Source organism: Bacillus cereus group sp. BfR-BA-01430 (assembly GCF_022663115.1).
GTDB classification, from domain to species: Bacteria; Bacillota; Bacilli; order Bacillales; family Bacillaceae_G; genus Bacillus_A; species Bacillus_A cereus_BD.
Map to the genome: position 1 here is coordinate 58,872 of NZ_JAKUEW010000005.1, position 16,620 is coordinate 75,491.

Sequence of the window (16,620 nt, forward strand, 5' to 3'; positions counted from 1 at the left end):
TTTTCTAGCGCTAGTACCTTAACCATATCACTCGTAAATAAAAATGAAAATTGGGAAAATTCCACCTGTTATTGTGTACATATTTGATTATTATCTGAAAAATTTTCTGTTATTAAATATTGAAATGCTTTTTTGTAATCATTTTCTCTTAAGTACAATCTCCCTAAACGTCTACTATACTTCATAAATAACTCATATTGATTTTGATCCTTTAAAATTTTAATTGCATATGATTCTAGGTACTTAATTAGACCTTTTTCATTTTTTTCTAATTCATACAAATAAATATTAAATAGAATTAAATCAGAAGTTACATTTTCTTCTTCAGCCAACTTTATCATTTTATTTATAATATTTTTAGCTTTTTTAGGCTTATTAAGTTGTATGTAACATTCTGTAATAATCGGTAAATATTGAATATAAACTACTTCAAGTCTTTTTTTATACCTTAGTCCCTTTTTAAAATAGTCAACTGCTTCTTCGTATCTTTTTTGTTGGTACATTAATACTGACATGTTATAAAAAGTCTTTTTTAAGAGATGACGATTTCCTAATGATTCACTAGTATTTAGCACATCTTCTAAATATTCATACGCCTGCTTAAATGCCTTAACCTTTGCTAAATTAATTGCAATCAATAGTTTTGCATCTAATGATTTCATATAATTTATCGTGTCTATGAATATTTGATTCGCTTTTTGAGCATAATACATTGATAAAGTTGACTGATTTAATAAATTGTATGCTTGTGATAAATAATAATAGTAATCTGTAGGTAATATATCAATTTCATTTTCAATTCTATTTAGTATTTTTATACACATCCCCGGTTTTCTTTGTAAAAGGTAATATAAGGAACTCGAATATTGAAATAAGCTATTTTCATATTGGGAAAATTTCTTCTGCTGTCGGGTAATATTGTCTTTTATTAGGGTAGCAGATTTTATATCCTCCTTAAAAACATAATATCTGAATAGAATAATTTTAGAGAAATAAACATATTGTGAGCATACAATCCGGTGTGAATTCTCCTTTATCCATTCATATAATTCATCAACTTTCAATTTATTATCATATACAATTGCATTCAATAACTCGTTTAATTTTTCATAAATTAGTTTTATTTCTGCTTTCTCTTCAATTAAATCAATTTTGAGCTTTTCACATAATAATAATAATGTCTCTATATTTACCTCTTTACTATTATTTTCTATCTTAGATAAATGTGAAATAGAACAAACACCATCAGCTAACTGTTGTTGTGTTAGGTTATTTTTAATTCGATGAAAATATATTATACTTCCTATATTCATCAGCCACACTCCATTTCGAATTATTAAGAATCAACATCATTATTTTCAATCATCAATCGATACACCAATTTTTTCGGAAATAAAACTCCCTAATTCTCAATATATAAATCATAAAAAAAATATTATTATATGTACAATGATATTTTTTAATACATTCTATTAAAAATAATGATAGTATTTAAGATAAAACACTATGAATTGTTTTTATTGTCTTCATAAATCAAAAATGCCTCTTAATTTCAAATAAGAGGTAAAAACTAACGTTATATAATCAGTTCTATCCATTTTTAAATGAAGAGTTAATATGAATATTATCTCCTGTCGTTCCGAATAATTCTTTTACAATTGCACTGCGCTCTTCCTATTTTATTTCTGGCGTTTCATTTAATTTTCTCGTTAGTGTGCGAGCTCCCTCTCTGTCTTTTACTAAATATCTATCTGATGGTATATATATTTCCCCTTGTATCATCTTTTCTCTCTCTATTTTCGTTGTATCTCCCTTTTCAATATATATATAAGTTTACAATAACATAAAAAGAAAGGTATGAACGAGGTGTGACGTTCATACCTTTCTTTTTTAATCTTCCATCGTTGATAAATCGCCTGTTGGTAAGTTTAACTCCCATGCCTTTAATACGCGGCGCATAATTTTACCACTTCTTGTCTTCGGTAATTTATCTCTAAATTCAATTTGTCTTGGTGCTGCATGAGCTGCTAGACCTTTTTTCACAAATTGACGAATATCTTCTTTTAATTCATCAGATGGTTCATACCCTGCGCGAAGTGCAATAAACGCTTTAATAATTTCCCCTCGTACTGGATCAGGAATACCGATTACTCCCGCTTCCGCTACCGCAGTATGCTCAATTAATTTACTTTCTACTTCAAACGGACCAACGCGCTCACCCGATGTCATAATGACATCATCAATACGTCCTTGGAACCAGAAGTAACCATCTTCATCCATATATGCAGAGTCGCCTGATACATACCAATCGCCCGGCATGAAGTATGACTCATACTTTTGCGGATTGTTCCAAATCCCGCGCATCATCGCTGGCCATCCTTTCGCAATTGCTAAGTTCCCCATTGTATATGGTGGTACTTCATTTCCATCATTATCAACAATTGCTGCTTTTACGCCTGGAATTGGTTTCCCCATTGATCCTGGACGAATTTCCATACAAGGATAGTTACAAATCACTTGTCCACCTGTTTCCGTCATCCACCATGTATCATGAATGCGAAGGCCAAAAGCGTTCATCCCCCAGCGAATCACTTCTGGATTCAACGGTTCACCAACACTTAATACGTGACGAAGCTCGGATAAATTATATTTTTTAATTGCTTCTTGTCCAGCTCCCATTAACATTCGGAATGCTGTTGGCGCACTGTACCAAACTGTCACGCCGTAATCTTCTAACGCTTCATACCAAGCTTCAGGACTAAAGCGCCCACCTAAAATAAGATTTGACGCTCCTACTAACCATGGCGCAAAAATGCCGTATGCAGTTCCCGTTACCCAGCCTGGATCAGCTGTGCACCAATATACGTCATCTTCTTTTAAATCGAGCACCCATTTTGCTGTTTGGTAGTGCTGAACCATTGCATTTTGTGCATGAAGAACACCTTTTGGTTTACCAGTTGAGCCAGATGTATAATGAAGAATTAAACCATCTTCACGGCCTAACCATTCGATATGTAATTCTTTTGAAGCTTGTTCAAACAGCGGATTAAACGCTACAATCTTTCCGCCTTCTTCTATATTCTCTCCAACAAGAAAGACTGTTTTTAAAGCTGGTAAGTCATTTAATGGTACGCGCTCTAACAATTCAGGAGTTGTAATTAACACCTTCGCTTCGCTATCTTCTAAACGATCGCGTACTGCACCTTCCATAAATGCCTCGAATAATGGACCAACAATCGCACCTAATTTTACTGCACCAAGAAGAGAAAAATATAGCTCTGGGGAACGCGGCATAAAAATAAAAACGCGATCTCCCTTTTCCACGTCACCGTAATTTTTCAAGACATTTCCAGCCTTATTAGAAAGGTCTTTCATTTCTTTAAATGTATATTTCTCTTTTCGAGAGCTATCTTGATAATACAGGGCGACTTTATTTTTTCGTTCAGATTTTACATGCTTGTCAATTGCCTCATACGCCATATTTACTCGGCCTGTTTCATGCCAAGTAAAATGTTGATAAATCTCTTCCCAGTTAAAATGTGTGTATGCTTCTTCATAATGTAATAAATTATGTTCTCCTTTAATGACAGGAAGCGTTTCCACTTTCATACTTTACATCCCCTCCCTATATATTCTATTATCTATTATAATAACATTATTTAAAATTTTCAGTATATTTGTTAATTTTTTGACAAATTTTTAATGACAAAATTCGATTCACATCGCATATAGTATAAAGTACGATGTATAGTAGATTCACAAACCCTCAAGGTGGTGAGTAAAAAGTTGATTCATAAAAAAATATATAATGCTAGAAACTTGAAAACATCTAAAGGGACTTTAATGATTGAAGGTCCTGTTTCTACACATAATCTTGAAACATATGAATTCCATCCCGATTTAGTTGCGTTTCGCCCTGCCGAGCAACAATATAAAGCAATCATTGCAATTTCTAAATTACCAGAAGCTCGCATTATTATCGCGCGGCACGACCATACGATTATCGGATACGTTACATACTTATATCCTGATCCACTTGAAAGATGGTCAGAAGGGAATATCGAAAATGTAATTGAACTTGGAGCGATTGAAGTTGCTCCAACATTTCGCGGCTGCGCCGTTGGAAAAAACTTATTAGAAGTTTCTATGATGGATGATCATATGGAAGATTATATTATATTAACAACTGAGTATTATTGGCACTGGGATTTAAAGCAAACTGGTTTAAATGTTTGGGAGTATCGAAAAGTAATGGAAAAAATGATGAATGCTGGTGGTTTACAATGGATGGCTACAGATGATCCAGAAATTTGTTCTCATCCTGCTAACTGTTTAATGGTTCGTATTGGTAAACGCGTCGACACGAATTCTATTCAAGCATTTGACCGTCTACGTTTCCAGAATCGGTTTATGTATTAAAAAGGGGGCGAATGGAATGATTGTAGAAGAAATTATGAATCAAGATGTTATCGCACTTCATCCAGATGATACAATCGAAACCGCAATCCGAACAATACGTACAAAAGGGATTCGGCACATTCCCATTGTCGATCAAAATACCCAAATTGTAGGAATTATTTCTGATCGAGACGTAAGAGATGCAAGTCCGTCTATCCTTGATGAGCAAGTTTCACTCGATATGTTAAAACAACCGCTTCACCTTATTATGAAACACCCTGTTATGACTTGTCATCCCCTTGATTTCGTTGAAGAAATTGCAACATTATTTTTCGAAAATAAAATCGGTTGCCTTCCTGTCACAAAGGCTGGAAAATTAGTGGGCATTATTTCTGAATCTACAGTATTGCATACATTAGTAAAATTAACAGGAGCGCATCAACCAAGTTCTCAAATTGAAATTCAAGTAAAAAATGAACCTGGTATTCTTGGAAAAGTAGTTACTATTTTTAGTGACCTACAAATAAACATTGTAAGTGTTCTCGTCTACCCAGCAAAAGACGAGAATGAGAAGGTGCTCGTTTTCCGCATTCAAACGATGAATCCTCTAAGAGTGATTGAAGCACTTGAAAAAAAGGGGTATCACGTCTTATGGCCAAACAGTATGGGGATGCAAGCATGAAGAGTATATTCGTGTATTCAAATAAATTTCAGGGCTATTCTTTTAGCCCTGAGCATCCTTTTAATCAACTTCGCGTAACACTTACATATGATTTATTAGTAAAGAGTGGGTTTTTAGCCCCTTCTCAAGTCATTCCACCCCGAATGGCTACAGATGAGGAAATTGCACTCATTCATACAGAGGAGTATATCAATGCGGTAAAACGTGCTGGAGAAGGCAATTTAGAACAATCAATCGCTATGACATACGGGCTTGGAACAGAGGATACCCCCATATTTCCTCATATGCATGAAGCAAGCGCATTGCTTGTTGGCGGTACATTAACAGCTGTGGATGCTGTTATGTCTGGAAAGGCAACGCGTGCATTAAACTTAGGAGGTGGACTGCATCACGGATTCCGCGGAAAAGCATCTGGCTTTTGTATTTATAACGATAGCTCGATAGCGATTAAATATTTACAAAAAAAATACGGCCTTCGCGTGTTGTATATTGATACGGATGCCCATCATGGCGACGGTGTCCAATGGTCTTTTTATGATGATCCAAATGTTTGTACCATCTCACTTCATGAAACAGGGCGATATTTATTCCCTGGAACTGGTGCAGTGAATGAAAGGGGACAAGGTGTAGGATATAGCTATTCTTTCAATGTTCCACTCGATGCCTTTACAGAAGATGAGTCTTTTTTACAGTCTTACCGTACTGTTGTAAAAGAAGTCGCCGCTTATTTTAAACCGGATATTATTTTAACGCAAAATGGCGCCGATGCGCATTATTATGATCCACTTACACACCTTTGTGCAACGATAGAAATTTATCGCGAAATTCCAAAGCTCGCTAATGAGATTGCAAGTGAATATTGCGATGGGCGCTGGATTGCTGTTGGTGGCGGTGGCTATGACATGTGGCGCGTTGTCCCAAGAGCATGGGCACTCATATGGATTGCAATGAACAACATCCAAAACATCTCAGGTTATCTCCCTCCAGAATGGATTGAAGCGTGGAAAGGACAAGCTGAAACTGAACTTCCTCTCACATGGGAAGACCCTAACAACATGTACAATCCTATCCCTCGAAAAGCAGAAATTGAAGAAAAAAACGCACTAACTGTCGCAAAATCTCTCGAAATTATTCGGAATAATACAAAAAAAGCATTGTATTAGGGAATAGGAGATTTTCTCCTATTCTTTTTTCAAGGAAGATGATATTTCATATGGAATTGATATCTTGTACATATTTTGAAGCCTTTATAAGAGGTAGTGGAAAACCACTTTGCTTGACACATCATTATTCACAATTTCATAACACTGGATGATTTTGCAGAAAGCTTTATTCCTACTCATCAAGCATTTCTTATCAATATGAAATAACATAGATTTGAAAGTTCCATTCATCATTTTATCCCACTATTTTAGAGCAGTAAGAGTATTCACCTTTCCTTTATTGTTTAATACAAAACATGTTATTAACAATATAAAAGAGTTAAAATCCTAATAAATAGTAGAATTATACTACATTCTAAAACATTTAAATCACATAATTTGGATAATATAGAATAAAACGGATACATTTTTCTGAATTTACTTTCATTCCCGTTCCCTCTTTATTTCTCATATAAACTTCTATAAAATATGGTGATAGGAATTATAATCTTCATATTAAAATTTAGAGAGGACGAGAATAACGTATGTGGAATGAGTTTAAAAAGTTCGCTTTAAAAGGGAACGTCATGGATTTAGCTGTCGGGGTTGTAATTGGTGGTGCGTTTGGTAAGATCGTTTCTTCATTAGTAAGTGATGTAATCATGCCATTAGTTGGATTACTACTTGGTGGAGTAAACTTCACAGGGCTTTCCTTTACATTTGGAAAAGCTGTAGTAAAATATGGTGCATTTATTCAAACTGTTGTTGATTTCTTAATCATTGCATTCTCAATCTTCTTATTCATTAAATTATTCAATAAGTTAACATTCAAAAAAGAAGAAGAAAAGAAAGAAGAAGTACCAGAGCCAACAAAAGAAGAAGTTCTTCTTGGCGAAATTCGCGATTTATTGAAACAACAAAATGCTTCTAAAGATCAAGCATAATAAAATGATAAAGGGCATGCCCATGTGGGACATGCCTTTTTTTATATCTTATAACGTTTCAGAATTCATATGAATAAAAAAAACAATACCAGCAACCATTAATACCATAATACTACCAGCAAATAATGTAATACCGCTAAATACAAAATTTGTACTCCATTCCGCTGAAACATGTTCAATGAAAATAGAAGATACATATGTGATAAGGGCGATTCCGGCAAGAATACTTCCTGGAACAAATCGCTTTAAACCATTTTGTTTTAACGTCATATAAGCAAAAAAAGCAGTCATACAAAGCGTAATAATCCAAAGAACGATCATCTCTTCCCCTCCTCACAAGCCTTTTCTTTCTATTATACATGACATTGCGTATTTATAGGGAGTTTTGATTGTAGATAATATCCTATAAAATGAGTCTGCAATTCGTTACTGCTCTCTACCACTTAATTGATATACCATTCTCTCTTGCAAATGAGGCAGTCCAAATTCATATAAAAGAGCATCCTTAATGCCTTATATTCTAAAGCTAAATTTAAAGTTTCCCTTTACTGTTTCACGATTCTGAGTTGAGCTCCTTCTCAATAGGGATAACAAAAAAACTCACAGCAAGCACCTTGCTGTGAGTTTTTATCCTTACTTCGTCGAACTTCTAAATTGAATACGATGAGGTAAGATAACTGTATGATCTTCTACTTTTTCTTTATTCATATATTTTGTAAGTAAACGCATCGCTACCGCACCGATGTCATACATGGGTTGTACGACTGTTGAAAGCTGTGGGCGTACCATTAATGCAAGGCGTGTATTGTCGAATCCAAGCACTTCTACATCTTCTGGTACACGTAAGCCAGCGTCTTGTACTGCATGGATGACACCTAATGCCATTTCATCGGAAGACACGAAAATTGCTGTTGGTTTTTGATCAAGTGCCCAAAGTTTTTCGAATGCTTCTAAACCTGAATCATATGTGTAATCTCCATCAATTACAAGTTTTTCATCATATGAAATATTAGCTTCCTCTAAAGCTTTTTTATAACCTTGTAATTTCTTTGCACTTCCTGCTTTATCAATGAAAGGACCTGATACGAAACCAATTCGCTTATGGCCTTTTTCTAAGAAATGCTTCATCGCATCATAAGCTGCTTGTGTATAATCAATATTTACTGATGGTGTTTCATTCTTCTCATCAAATGATGCTGCTAATACAATCGGTACTGGAGATTTTTTAAATTCTTCGACATGGATATCTGTAATATCTTCCCCCATGAATACAATCCCGTCCACTTGTTTACCTAGCATTGTGTTTAATAAGTGGAACTCTTTTTCTTTATTTTGATCAGAGTTACTTAAAATAATATTGTATTTGTACATTGTTGCAATATCTTCAATCCCACGTGCAAGTTCTGCATAGAATGTATTGGAGATATCAGGAATAATAACCCCTACTGTAGTTGTTTTTTTACTTGCTAATCCACGCGCTACCGCATTTGGACGGTATCCTAAGCGATCAATTGCTTCTAATACTTTCTTTCTTGTTGTAGGCTTTACATTTGGATTACCGTTTACAACACGTGATACAGTTGCCATTGAAACATTCGCTTCACGCGCTACATCATAGATTGTTACGTTCATCTTTTCGCACACTCCTTCTATCTATGTTATCTATTTTTATGTATCGGTTCACTTGAATGAAAAAAAGACATCAACTCTATTTGAAGATGCCACCAATCGTCCCGAGTCCTTTTACTAATGATACGATAAAATTGCAGACTCATACAATATGTTCCCGCAAAAGTTCTGAAAAAATTCGCTTCTTTTCTCCTATTTTCGTATTTTTTATGTAAAAAAGGATATTTTCTGCAAAAAGTCTATGCGAGAAATATCGCATAGACAAACATTCCTTACTATCTACCACGAAACGCTTTTAGTTCTTTCATAAACTCATTAAACTCTGGAATATCCATTTGCTGTGCTGAATCCGATAATGCAACAGCTGGATCCGGATGCACTTCAGCCATAACGGCATCAGCACCGATTGCCATCGCTGCTTTTGCAGCTGGTAATAGAAGGTCACGGCGCCCTGTAGAATGCGTTACATCTACTACAACAGGTAAATGTGTCTCCTTCTTCAAAATCGGCACAGCGGAAATATCTAACGTGTTACGAGTTGCCTTCTCATACGTTCGAATGCCTCGTTCACATAAAATAATATCTCCATTCCCTTGTGCCATAATATATTCTGCGGCGTAAATAAATTCTTCGATAGTAGCTGATAAACCTCGTTTTAATAATACTGGTTTCTTTACAGCACCCGCAGCTTTTAATAGTTCAAAGTTCTGCATATTGCGAGCACCAATTTGAATTACATCTACATAATCAAGAGCCATTTCAATATCGTTTGGATTTAAAATCTCGCTAATGACAGCTAAATCATATTCGTCGGCAACTTGTCGCAAAATTTGTAATCCTTCTAAGCCAAGACCTTGGAAATCATAAGGAGATGTACGAGGTTTAAATGCACCACCGCGCATTAATTTTACCCCTTGTTCCTTTATCGCTTCCGCTACTTGGCGTACTTGTTCATAACTCTCTACAGCGCATGGTCCCATAATAAAGTGAGGGTTGCCATCGCCAATTTTTTCACCTTTTATATCAACAATAGTATCCTCTGGTTTTTTCTTTCTTGAAACAAGAAGCGCCTTACGATGATCATCTTCTTGTAACTCTAAGCTCATCTGAAAAATTTGTTTAAAAATATGTTGAAGTGTTGATGTTTCAAACGGACCATTATTATGTTCTGCAATTAAATCAAGCATATCTCTTTCACGTACAGGATCAAATCTCATGATCCCTTGCTCTTCTTTTACTTTACCGACTTCTTGAACAAGACGGCCCCTTTCATTTAAGAGTTCTAACATTTGCATATTTATTTCATCAATTTGAGAACGTAAACGATCTAATTCTTGTGATGCCATAAGAAAGCCACCTCTTTCTCAGTTGTATATTTATATATTTGTTTCATTATCATTATCACGTTTAAGCTAACTTATTATAACGAATAGACGTCAGGTTGTCACATAATATACATTGCATTTGGAATCGTTCCCTCATTTATTAGTTTCGTATACGCGCTCTCTAAAACTCAATCTAAGAAAATTATAATGATTTTTTTCAAAAAAGAAAGAAGCGAGCCTCTTTGCTCACTTCTTACTTGATGTTCTCTTTCAGTGCTTCTTTTTTAATATTCCAATGCGATGTATGCCATACCACTATACCATCTTTTATGTATAACACTTGTGGTGACTCATGTTTAATACCAAAGTGTTCAGCAATGCGATTGGAAACATCTCTTGCATCCTGTATGTATAAATAATATGCGGTAGTTTCATCGTTCTCCTTACAATAAGCTTGAAATTCCGTATATGCTCCTTGGCTAATTGGACACGTTGTACTATGTTTAAACAAAATGTATGGTTCCGCTGTTTCTACTAACGCTTCAAACTCTTCTATTGCTTCGATTTTTTTCATACTCATTTTACTCACCTCTCATACGGATCGGAAGTCTCGAACGCTTTTCTTTCTTTTCTGCTTTCTCTAACTTTCTCTCTGCTTTTTCTAGTTTTTTCTCTTGTCTAGTAGCTCTAAAATGATTATATACTTCAATCGCTGCACCGCTCCATTGAACAACTTGAGCAACTTTATCTGCATTATTTTCAATTTCATTTGTAACTGAATTTGATACATTACGAAGTTTCGTATTTAAAGAATGAATTGTCGTTCCAATTCCATCTACGCCTTCTACTACTTTATTTAATGATTGTGACTTTTGTTGAATATCATCAGCTAATGCATTTGTTTTATGTAATAACTGCTCTGTTTCTACGCTTATTCCTTGCATTTGCTTTTCTAATCCCTCTAGTGTACTCGCAACATTTTCTAGCGTTTTCTGTAATGATAATAACGTTCTGCATGCATAAATTACCAATACAGCAAATGCTACTGCAATAATAGCTGCACTTACGTATAAAAGAACTTGCATCTCATCACTTCCTTTATCTTTTTCATACTTTCTCCTATTATACAATCATTTTCCGTTTCATTCTAACCCTTACAGTTTCGTTCGAATTTTCTTACTTGCATGTCAACTGTAACATAAATCATTAAACAAATTCCAGCAAGTAGGGTACAATAACAATGTATACATAATTCATTAGGGGAGGCTTTACATATGAAAGATCCACGTATTGAAAAATTAGCATACAATTTAATTAACTACTCTATTCGCTTACAAAAAGGCGAAAAAGTATTAATTGAAAACTTTGGCTTGCAAAGAGAGCTTGTAACAGCACTTGTAAAAGAAGCATATGCAGCTGGCGGCTTTCCATTTGTCTCTTTAAAAGATCACGCGGTAGATCGCTCTTTATTAATGGGTGCTACAGAAGAACATTTCGAACAAATCGCAGCATATGAAGCAAGCATAATGAAAGATATGGACGCTTATATCGGTCTTCGCTCTGGTGATAACATTAATGAACAAGCTGACGTTCCAAGTGAACGAATGAAAATCCACGGTCAAACAGTTGGTAAAAAAGTTCATAGGGATATCCGCGTTCCGAAAACACGCTGGGTTGTTCTTCGCTATCCAAATGCGTCTATGGCGCAGCTTGCGAAAATGAGTACAGAAGCGTTCGAAGACTTCTACTTCGAAGTATGCAACTTAGATTACGGTAAAATGGACAAAGCGATGGATAGCCTTGTTGAACTGATGAACAAAACAGATAAAGTTCGCCTAGTTGGTCCTGGAACTGATTTAACATTCTCTATTAAAAACATTCCCGCTATCAAGTGCTCCGGTCATTTAAATATTCCAGATGGCGAAGTATACTCTGCACCAGTTCGCGATTCAGTTAATGGTACAGTCTCTTATAACACACCATCACCATATAATGGTTATACATTTGAAAATGTACAGCTGAAATTTAAAGATGGAAAAATTGTTGAAGCAACTGCAAATGATACAGAACGCATTAATAAAATTTTTGATACAGATGAAGGTGCACGTTACGTTGGTGAATTTGCAATCGGCGTAAACCCATACATCCTCCATCCAATGGGTGACATTCTATTTGATGAAAAAATCGACGGTAGCTTCCACTTCACACCTGGACAAGCGTACGACGATGCATGGAACGGCAACAACTCTAATATCCATTGGGATTTAGTATGCATTCAGCGTCCAGAATACGGCGGCGGTGAAATTTACTTTGACGACGTATTAATTCGTAAAGATGGCCGTTTCGTTGTACCTGAATTAGAAGCGTTAAACCCAGAGAACTTAAAATAGCATCAAAAAAGCGCCCGGATATTATTCCGAGCGTTTTTTTATTATGATTTCCATTCTATATCAAGCTACTTTTCTCGCCTTTTTGTTTGCTGAAAATGAAAATAAAATAAAAGCGCCACTGCGATAGTACCTATTAATATTGGAACATGTAAGGGCAAATCCCATTTCATATAGACTCTAGTGCAAATAACAAGCACCAGCAAAATTTCCAAACAAAACAAAGGTCTTACATATTTCATTTCTTACCTACCAGTTCTATTTTTACATGTGGATTCTCCTTTTCTACAAGTGACAAAAACTGTGTCATATGTTGCGGCATCGCAATCATATGCACTTTATATTGATTCGTTGTAATTTCAAGAGACTTCCCAACTTGACGAATTATTCTCACATCTTTTAATACAATATCATCATTTAAAATACCGTACTTTAACACGCCATTTTCTACTTTATGCTTTTTAATAAAGACTTCCCAAACGAGTGGTACATTTACAATAAAACAAATTCCCATTCCAATGAATGCTGTCCCCCAATTTTCTTTATTCATCATAAACAGCACAACAGGATAAACAACCATAATAATGAACATTAGAATGACAAAAATTATAATCGGTTTGCTTCTTTGAATGGAAAATTCCATACCATCACCACCAACTAAATAATATCATATTTTACAGTTTGACCTATAAAACTTTCTAATAATACAAATTCCTCATCGGATTCTCTTCCACTCTGAAGCTAACAAACTATAGACTGCTACATCATGAAAATGGTCATACAACCATTCTTCCTCTCGTAAAATACCATCTAATCGAAACTCAAGTCGTTCTGGAATCGCACGGCTTTTCTTATTTTGTACTCCACAACGAATTTCAATTTTATTGAGCTTTAAATTTTCAAATGTATAGCGAAGTACAGCCTTTACGCTACGCGTCATAATACCTTTTCCCCCAGCATCTTCTGCAAGGTAATACCCAAGACTCGCCGCTTTCTTCCCCCAGCTCACCGGATGAATGCCTATCATCCCAACAAGCTTTCCTTTATAACGTATACCACTTTCAAAACCGTCTCCCTCTGCAAATTTCTTTAACCATATCGGAAAAATGTCATCATACGCATCAGCCGATTTCGTACCATCTACCCAAGGAAGCCATCTTCTTAAATGATTACGGTTTTGATCTATTAATTGATATAACTCCTCTTTATGATGTTTCTCTAATAATTGTAGTTCAATTTCGTCATCTACCCGGAGTGTGAACATGTTTTTCCAGCTCCTTTTTTCTTATTATTCTAACATCTATCGTTAAAAATGTCCCCTCAACATATCAGCATTTTGACAGGAGATATCGGCTTACCCACATCTTTCGACATCACATATACTACAAATCACGCACTAAAAAAGACGCATAGCCATCGCTATGCGTCTTTTTCTTATTTCTCAGCAACTTGCACTTCTTTTACATAAGCTGCTTCGAATTTTTGAATGTCACCTGCGCCCATAAAAATAAGAACGCCGTTTTTATGTTTTTTCAGTACATCTGTTGTTGTATCTGTAATTAATTCTGCACCATCAATGCGTTTTTGCAGATCTTCAATTGTTAATTCACCTTTGTTTTCACGTGCTGATCCGAAAATATCGCATAAATAGACTTGATCAGCTTTACTTAGGCTTTCCGCAAACTCATCTAAAAACTTCTCTGTACGTGAAAATGTATGTGGCTGGAAAATAGCGATAATTTCACGCTCTGGATGCTTTTGACGAGCCGCTTCAATCGTTGCATTAATTTCTGTCGGATGGTGTGCATAATCATCAATAATAACTTGGTCTCCCACCGGTTTTTCATTAAAGCGACGTTTTACGCCTTCAAATGTTGTTAATTGATGTTTCACAACTTCGACATCGATATTTTCATAATGGCAAAGCGCTATTACTGCTAATGCATTTAATACGCTATGATTTCCGTATCCTGTAATTTTAAATGTTTCATAATACGTATTACGAACGAATACGTCAAATACAGTACCGTCTGTTCTCTTTTGAATGTTACGAGCTTGGAAATCATTATCTTCACCAAATCCATAGAAAATAACAGGTACTTTCGCTTGAATTTTTTGAAGTTCTTCATCATCACCACACGCAATAATTCCCTTTTTCACTTGAAGTGCCATCTCTTGGAATGCATGAAATACATCATTGATGTCTGCAAAATAATCCGGGTGATCAAAATCAATATTTGTCATAATTGCATAGTCTGGATAGTAAGACAAGAAATGACGACGATATTCACAAGCTTCAAACGCAAAATACTTACTATTTTCTACCCCATGCCCCGTTCCATCTCCAATAAGATAAGATGTCGGGTTGGCACCTTGCATAACATGGGCTAACAAACCTGTTGTTGATGTTTTTCCATGCGCACCTGTTACAGCAACACTTGTATACTTACTCATAAGGTCTCCTAAAAAGTGATGGTAACGGTGAACTGGAATATTTAATTCTTTCGCTGCTATAATTTCTTCATGCGTATCAGGAAATGCATTTCCTGCAATAATCACTTGTCCTTCTTTAATATTGTTTTTATCAAAAGGAAGGATCGAAATACCACGCTTTTCCAATGCTACTTGTGTGAAGAAACGCTTTTCATAATCAGAACCTTGAACAGTATTCTTCATGTCATGAAGAATTTGCGCTAATGAACTCATTCCTGTTCCTTTAATTCCTACAAAATGGTAAACTGTCATCTTAAAGAACCTCCAACATTTCGAACTAATACAACGGCCTATCTATAAGACAGTATATGAATCTTTTCTTATTTTGGTAATCATCATACATTTCCGATAAAGCGAACCTTTTTTAGCTCTCATTAATCGTGACAAATACATACGTGCTTCGTTTTATGTCCATAACAAAACTATTATAGCAAAAAACAAGCCGTTATACTATGATAACAGAAAAACTGATAGGGTCAATCACCTATCAGTTTTTCTTGTTTATTTCTCTTCTCTTTTTTCTAATTGAACGCGCTCAAGACGCGGATTTGGACGGTATTTACGCCCAGCTTTCGCTTCCGGTTTTCCATTTAATTCTACATTGTCACCAGTAAAGCCGATATTCATTTTTAGTAAGCTACTGCCAACTCCGTATAAGTCTACTGGAACATTTTGCGCTTCAAATTCACGAATACGTTTCTCGTCAAATCCACCAGTTACAACAATATCTACATGTTGGAACCCTTCCTCATCAAGCGCCTTCCGCAGTGCAAAAACAAGCGATGGATTTACACCACGTGGGTCAAATGTTCCAAGTACTTCTGGATTACGGATAAAATATTGATCAATCATTGTACGTGATGTATCAATACGGACACCTTTTAATTCTGAACCGAATTCACGTGCAACACGAAGACCATCTGTAATTACATCATTGTTATAGTCAATTAGTACAACGAGATCATCTTCTGGAAACTTTTTATGATATGCTCTTGCAGCTTCAACAACATCTCCATTAAACATTTGAATTAATGCATGCGGCATTGTCCCCATTCCACTTTTGCCCCACCATTCATTCATTGCATGCGTTGCCTGTGCACTCATACCACCGATGTATGCTGCGTATCCATCACCAGCTTGCTGTGTGTAATGATCATCACGATCTCCCATAAAAATAACAGGTTTTTCTTTTTGACCGCTACGAGCAGCTTGTACAACATTATATACATTTGTTGCTACAGATGTACGCCTTGCTAAAATCCCATCGATTACACCTTCTAAAAACCCAAAATACTCATAAGGTCCCGTGATTGTCAAAACTGTTTCAAACGGCTTAATTTTGTCCCCATCCTTTAAAGAATGAATTTCTAACTCTTCTGGATGTGTCGCAAATGTTTGTAACAATGCAATTACCTCATCCGTTCCACAAAGCACTGCATTCTCTTTTTGGAAAAATTGCATGGTTACAACACTTTTCGGACGAAATTCTTGAATAATATCACGAGTTTTTAAAAAGTAAACAGCAGAGAACCATCCTTCTCCAACTCGTTCATCAAATTTAAATGTTTTATTTGTTAATCGATTAATTTCACCTTTTAATTTTAATTCGATTTCTTTCAT

At 35.4% G+C, this 16,620-nt stretch carries 16 protein-coding genes and 1 pseudogene; 5 read left to right on the forward strand and 12 right to left on the reverse strand.

Annotated features, from left to right (window positions below; translation table 11 throughout):
• Window positions 1-68: 68 nt before the first annotated feature.
• From MR058_RS11455 to acsA, 3 genes and pseudogenes are all read right to left on the reverse strand, one after another.
• Complete coding sequence (locus tag MR058_RS11455) at window positions 69-1,313, reverse strand: helix-turn-helix transcriptional regulator (RefSeq protein WP_242144153.1); 1,245 nt, start codon at window positions 1,311-1,313, stop codon at window positions 69-71.
• A gap of 286 nt (window positions 1,314-1,599) precedes the next feature.
• Window positions 1,600-1,782, reverse strand: a pseudogene (locus MR058_RS11460) (maltose acetyltransferase domain-containing protein); the annotation flags it as partial.
• Window positions 1,783-1,890: 108 nt separating this feature from the next.
• Complete coding sequence (gene acsA / locus MR058_RS11465; RefSeq protein WP_242144154.1) at window positions 1,891-3,609, reverse strand: acetate--CoA ligase; 1,719 nt, start codon at window positions 3,607-3,609, stop codon at window positions 1,891-1,893.
• A 177-nt stretch (window positions 3,610-3,786) separates the two neighbouring features.
• Between acsA and MR058_RS11470 the strand changes: the two genes are divergently transcribed.
• From MR058_RS11470 to mscL, 4 genes are all read left to right on the forward strand, one after another.
• Window positions 3,787-4,419 (forward strand): GNAT family N-acetyltransferase, encoded by a 633-nt coding sequence (locus tag MR058_RS11470; RefSeq protein WP_242144155.1) that lies wholly within the window; start codon window positions 3,787-3,789, stop codon window positions 4,417-4,419.
• 16 nt (window positions 4,420-4,435) lie between these two features.
• Window positions 4,436-5,080, forward strand: coding sequence for an acetoin utilization AcuB family protein (locus MR058_RS11475; RefSeq protein WP_242144156.1), 645 nt, complete (start codon window positions 4,436-4,438; stop codon window positions 5,078-5,080).
• A complete protein-coding gene (locus MR058_RS11480) occupies window positions 5,077-6,243 on the forward strand; it encodes an acetoin utilization protein AcuC (RefSeq protein ID WP_242144293.1) in 1,167 nt (388 codons plus the stop codon). The genes MR058_RS11475 and MR058_RS11480 overlap by 4 nt, the downstream gene beginning before the upstream one ends.
• A gap of 524 nt (window positions 6,244-6,767) precedes the next feature.
• On the forward strand, window positions 6,768-7,166 hold the full coding sequence (mscL, locus tag MR058_RS11485) for a large conductance mechanosensitive channel protein MscL (RefSeq protein ID WP_242144157.1): 399 nt from the start codon (window positions 6,768-6,770) through the stop codon (window positions 7,164-7,166).
• Between the two features lie 48 nt (window positions 7,167-7,214).
• Here the strand turns inward: mscL and MR058_RS11490 are convergent, their stop codons facing one another.
• The 5 genes from MR058_RS11490 to MR058_RS11510 form a co-directional block, all read right to left on the reverse strand.
• Window positions 7,215-7,487, reverse strand: a complete 273-nt coding sequence (locus MR058_RS11490; RefSeq protein WP_242144158.1) for a DUF3917 domain-containing protein — start codon at window positions 7,485-7,487, stop codon at window positions 7,215-7,217.
• A 312-nt stretch (window positions 7,488-7,799) separates the two neighbouring features.
• Window positions 7,800-8,798: a catabolite control protein A gene (ccpA, locus tag MR058_RS11495; protein WP_242144159.1), complete on the reverse strand. Its 999-nt coding sequence runs from the start codon at window positions 8,796-8,798 to the stop codon at window positions 7,800-7,802.
• A gap of 272 nt (window positions 8,799-9,070) precedes the next feature.
• Window positions 9,071-10,141, reverse strand: a complete 1,071-nt coding sequence (locus MR058_RS11500) for a bifunctional 3-deoxy-7-phosphoheptulonate synthase/chorismate mutase (protein ID WP_242144160.1) — start codon at window positions 10,139-10,141, stop codon at window positions 9,071-9,073.
• 232 nt (window positions 10,142-10,373) lie between these two features.
• Window positions 10,374-10,700, reverse strand: a complete 327-nt coding sequence (gene ytxJ, locus MR058_RS11505) for a bacillithiol system redox-active protein YtxJ (protein ID WP_242144161.1) — start codon at window positions 10,698-10,700, stop codon at window positions 10,374-10,376.
• A 1-nt stretch (window position 10,701) separates the two neighbouring features.
• The gene (locus MR058_RS11510) at window positions 10,702-11,250 is read right to left on the reverse strand and encodes a DUF948 domain-containing protein (RefSeq protein WP_242144162.1); all 549 of its coding nucleotides are present in this window, start codon (window positions 11,248-11,250) and stop codon (window positions 10,702-10,704) included.
• 144 nt (window positions 11,251-11,394) lie between these two features.
• Between MR058_RS11510 and MR058_RS11515 the strand changes: the two genes are divergently transcribed.
• Complete coding sequence (locus MR058_RS11515) at window positions 11,395-12,510, forward strand: aminopeptidase (protein ID WP_242144163.1); 1,116 nt, start codon at window positions 11,395-11,397, stop codon at window positions 12,508-12,510.
• 235 nt (window positions 12,511-12,745) lie between these two features.
• Here the strand turns inward: MR058_RS11515 and MR058_RS11520 are convergent, their stop codons facing one another.
• The 4 genes from MR058_RS11520 to MR058_RS11535 form a co-directional block, all read right to left on the reverse strand.
• Complete coding sequence (locus tag MR058_RS11520; RefSeq protein WP_242144164.1) at window positions 12,746-13,150, reverse strand: PH domain-containing protein; 405 nt, start codon at window positions 13,148-13,150, stop codon at window positions 12,746-12,748.
• A 72-nt stretch (window positions 13,151-13,222) separates the two neighbouring features.
• The gene (locus MR058_RS11525; protein WP_242144165.1) at window positions 13,223-13,771 is read right to left on the reverse strand and encodes a GNAT family N-acetyltransferase; all 549 of its coding nucleotides are present in this window, start codon (window positions 13,769-13,771) and stop codon (window positions 13,223-13,225) included.
• A 170-nt stretch (window positions 13,772-13,941) separates the two neighbouring features.
• Window positions 13,942-15,252: a UDP-N-acetylmuramate--L-alanine ligase gene (gene murC, locus MR058_RS11530; protein ID WP_242144166.1), complete on the reverse strand. Its 1,311-nt coding sequence runs from the start codon at window positions 15,250-15,252 to the stop codon at window positions 13,942-13,944.
• Window positions 15,253-15,501: 249 nt separating this feature from the next.
• On the reverse strand, window positions 15,502-16,620 hold the full coding sequence (locus MR058_RS11535) for a nicotinate phosphoribosyltransferase (RefSeq protein ID WP_242144167.1): 1,119 nt from the start codon (window positions 16,618-16,620) through the stop codon (window positions 15,502-15,504).

Bases quoted from the DNA above. Each gene is read 5' to 3' on its own strand.
- MR058_RS11455 (WP_242144153.1), bottom strand. From the start codon at position 1,313: ATGAATATAGGAAGTATAATATATTTTCATCGAATTAAAAATAACCTA.
- MR058_RS11490 (WP_242144158.1), bottom strand. From the start codon at position 7,487: ATGATCGTTCTTTGGATTATTACGCTTTGTATGACTGCTTTTTTTGCT.
- ccpA (WP_242144159.1), bottom strand. From the start codon at position 8,798: ATGAACGTAACAATCTATGATGTAGCGCGTGAAGCGAATGTTTCAATG.
- murC (WP_242144166.1), bottom strand. From the start codon at position 15,252: ATGACAGTTTACCATTTTGTAGGAATTAAAGGAACAGGAATGAGTTCA.
- acsA (WP_242144154.1), bottom strand. From the start codon at position 3,609: ATGAAAGTGGAAACGCTTCCTGTCATTAAAGGAGAACATAATTTATTA.
- MR058_RS11500 (WP_242144160.1), bottom strand. From the start codon at position 10,141: ATGGCATCACAAGAATTAGATCGTTTACGTTCTCAAATTGATGAAATA.
- ytxJ (WP_242144161.1), bottom strand. From the start codon at position 10,700: ATGAGTATGAAAAAAATCGAAGCAATAGAAGAGTTTGAAGCGTTAGTA.
- MR058_RS11515 (WP_242144163.1), top strand. From the start codon at position 11,395: ATGAAAGATCCACGTATTGAAAAATTAGCATACAATTTAATTAACTAC.
- MR058_RS11525 (WP_242144165.1), bottom strand. From the start codon at position 13,771: ATGTTCACACTCCGGGTAGATGACGAAATTGAACTACAATTATTAGAG.
- mscL (WP_242144157.1), top strand. From the start codon at position 6,768: ATGTGGAATGAGTTTAAAAAGTTCGCTTTAAAAGGGAACGTCATGGAT.
- MR058_RS11480 (WP_242144293.1), top strand. From the start codon at position 5,077: ATGAAGAGTATATTCGTGTATTCAAATAAATTTCAGGGCTATTCTTTT.
- MR058_RS11475 (WP_242144156.1), top strand. From the start codon at position 4,436: ATGATTGTAGAAGAAATTATGAATCAAGATGTTATCGCACTTCATCCA.
- MR058_RS11535 (WP_242144167.1), bottom strand. From the start codon at position 16,620: ATGAAAGAAATCGAATTAAAATTAAAAGGTGAAATTAATCGATTAACA.
- MR058_RS11520 (WP_242144164.1), bottom strand. From the start codon at position 13,150: ATGGAATTTTCCATTCAAAGAAGCAAACCGATTATAATTTTTGTCATT.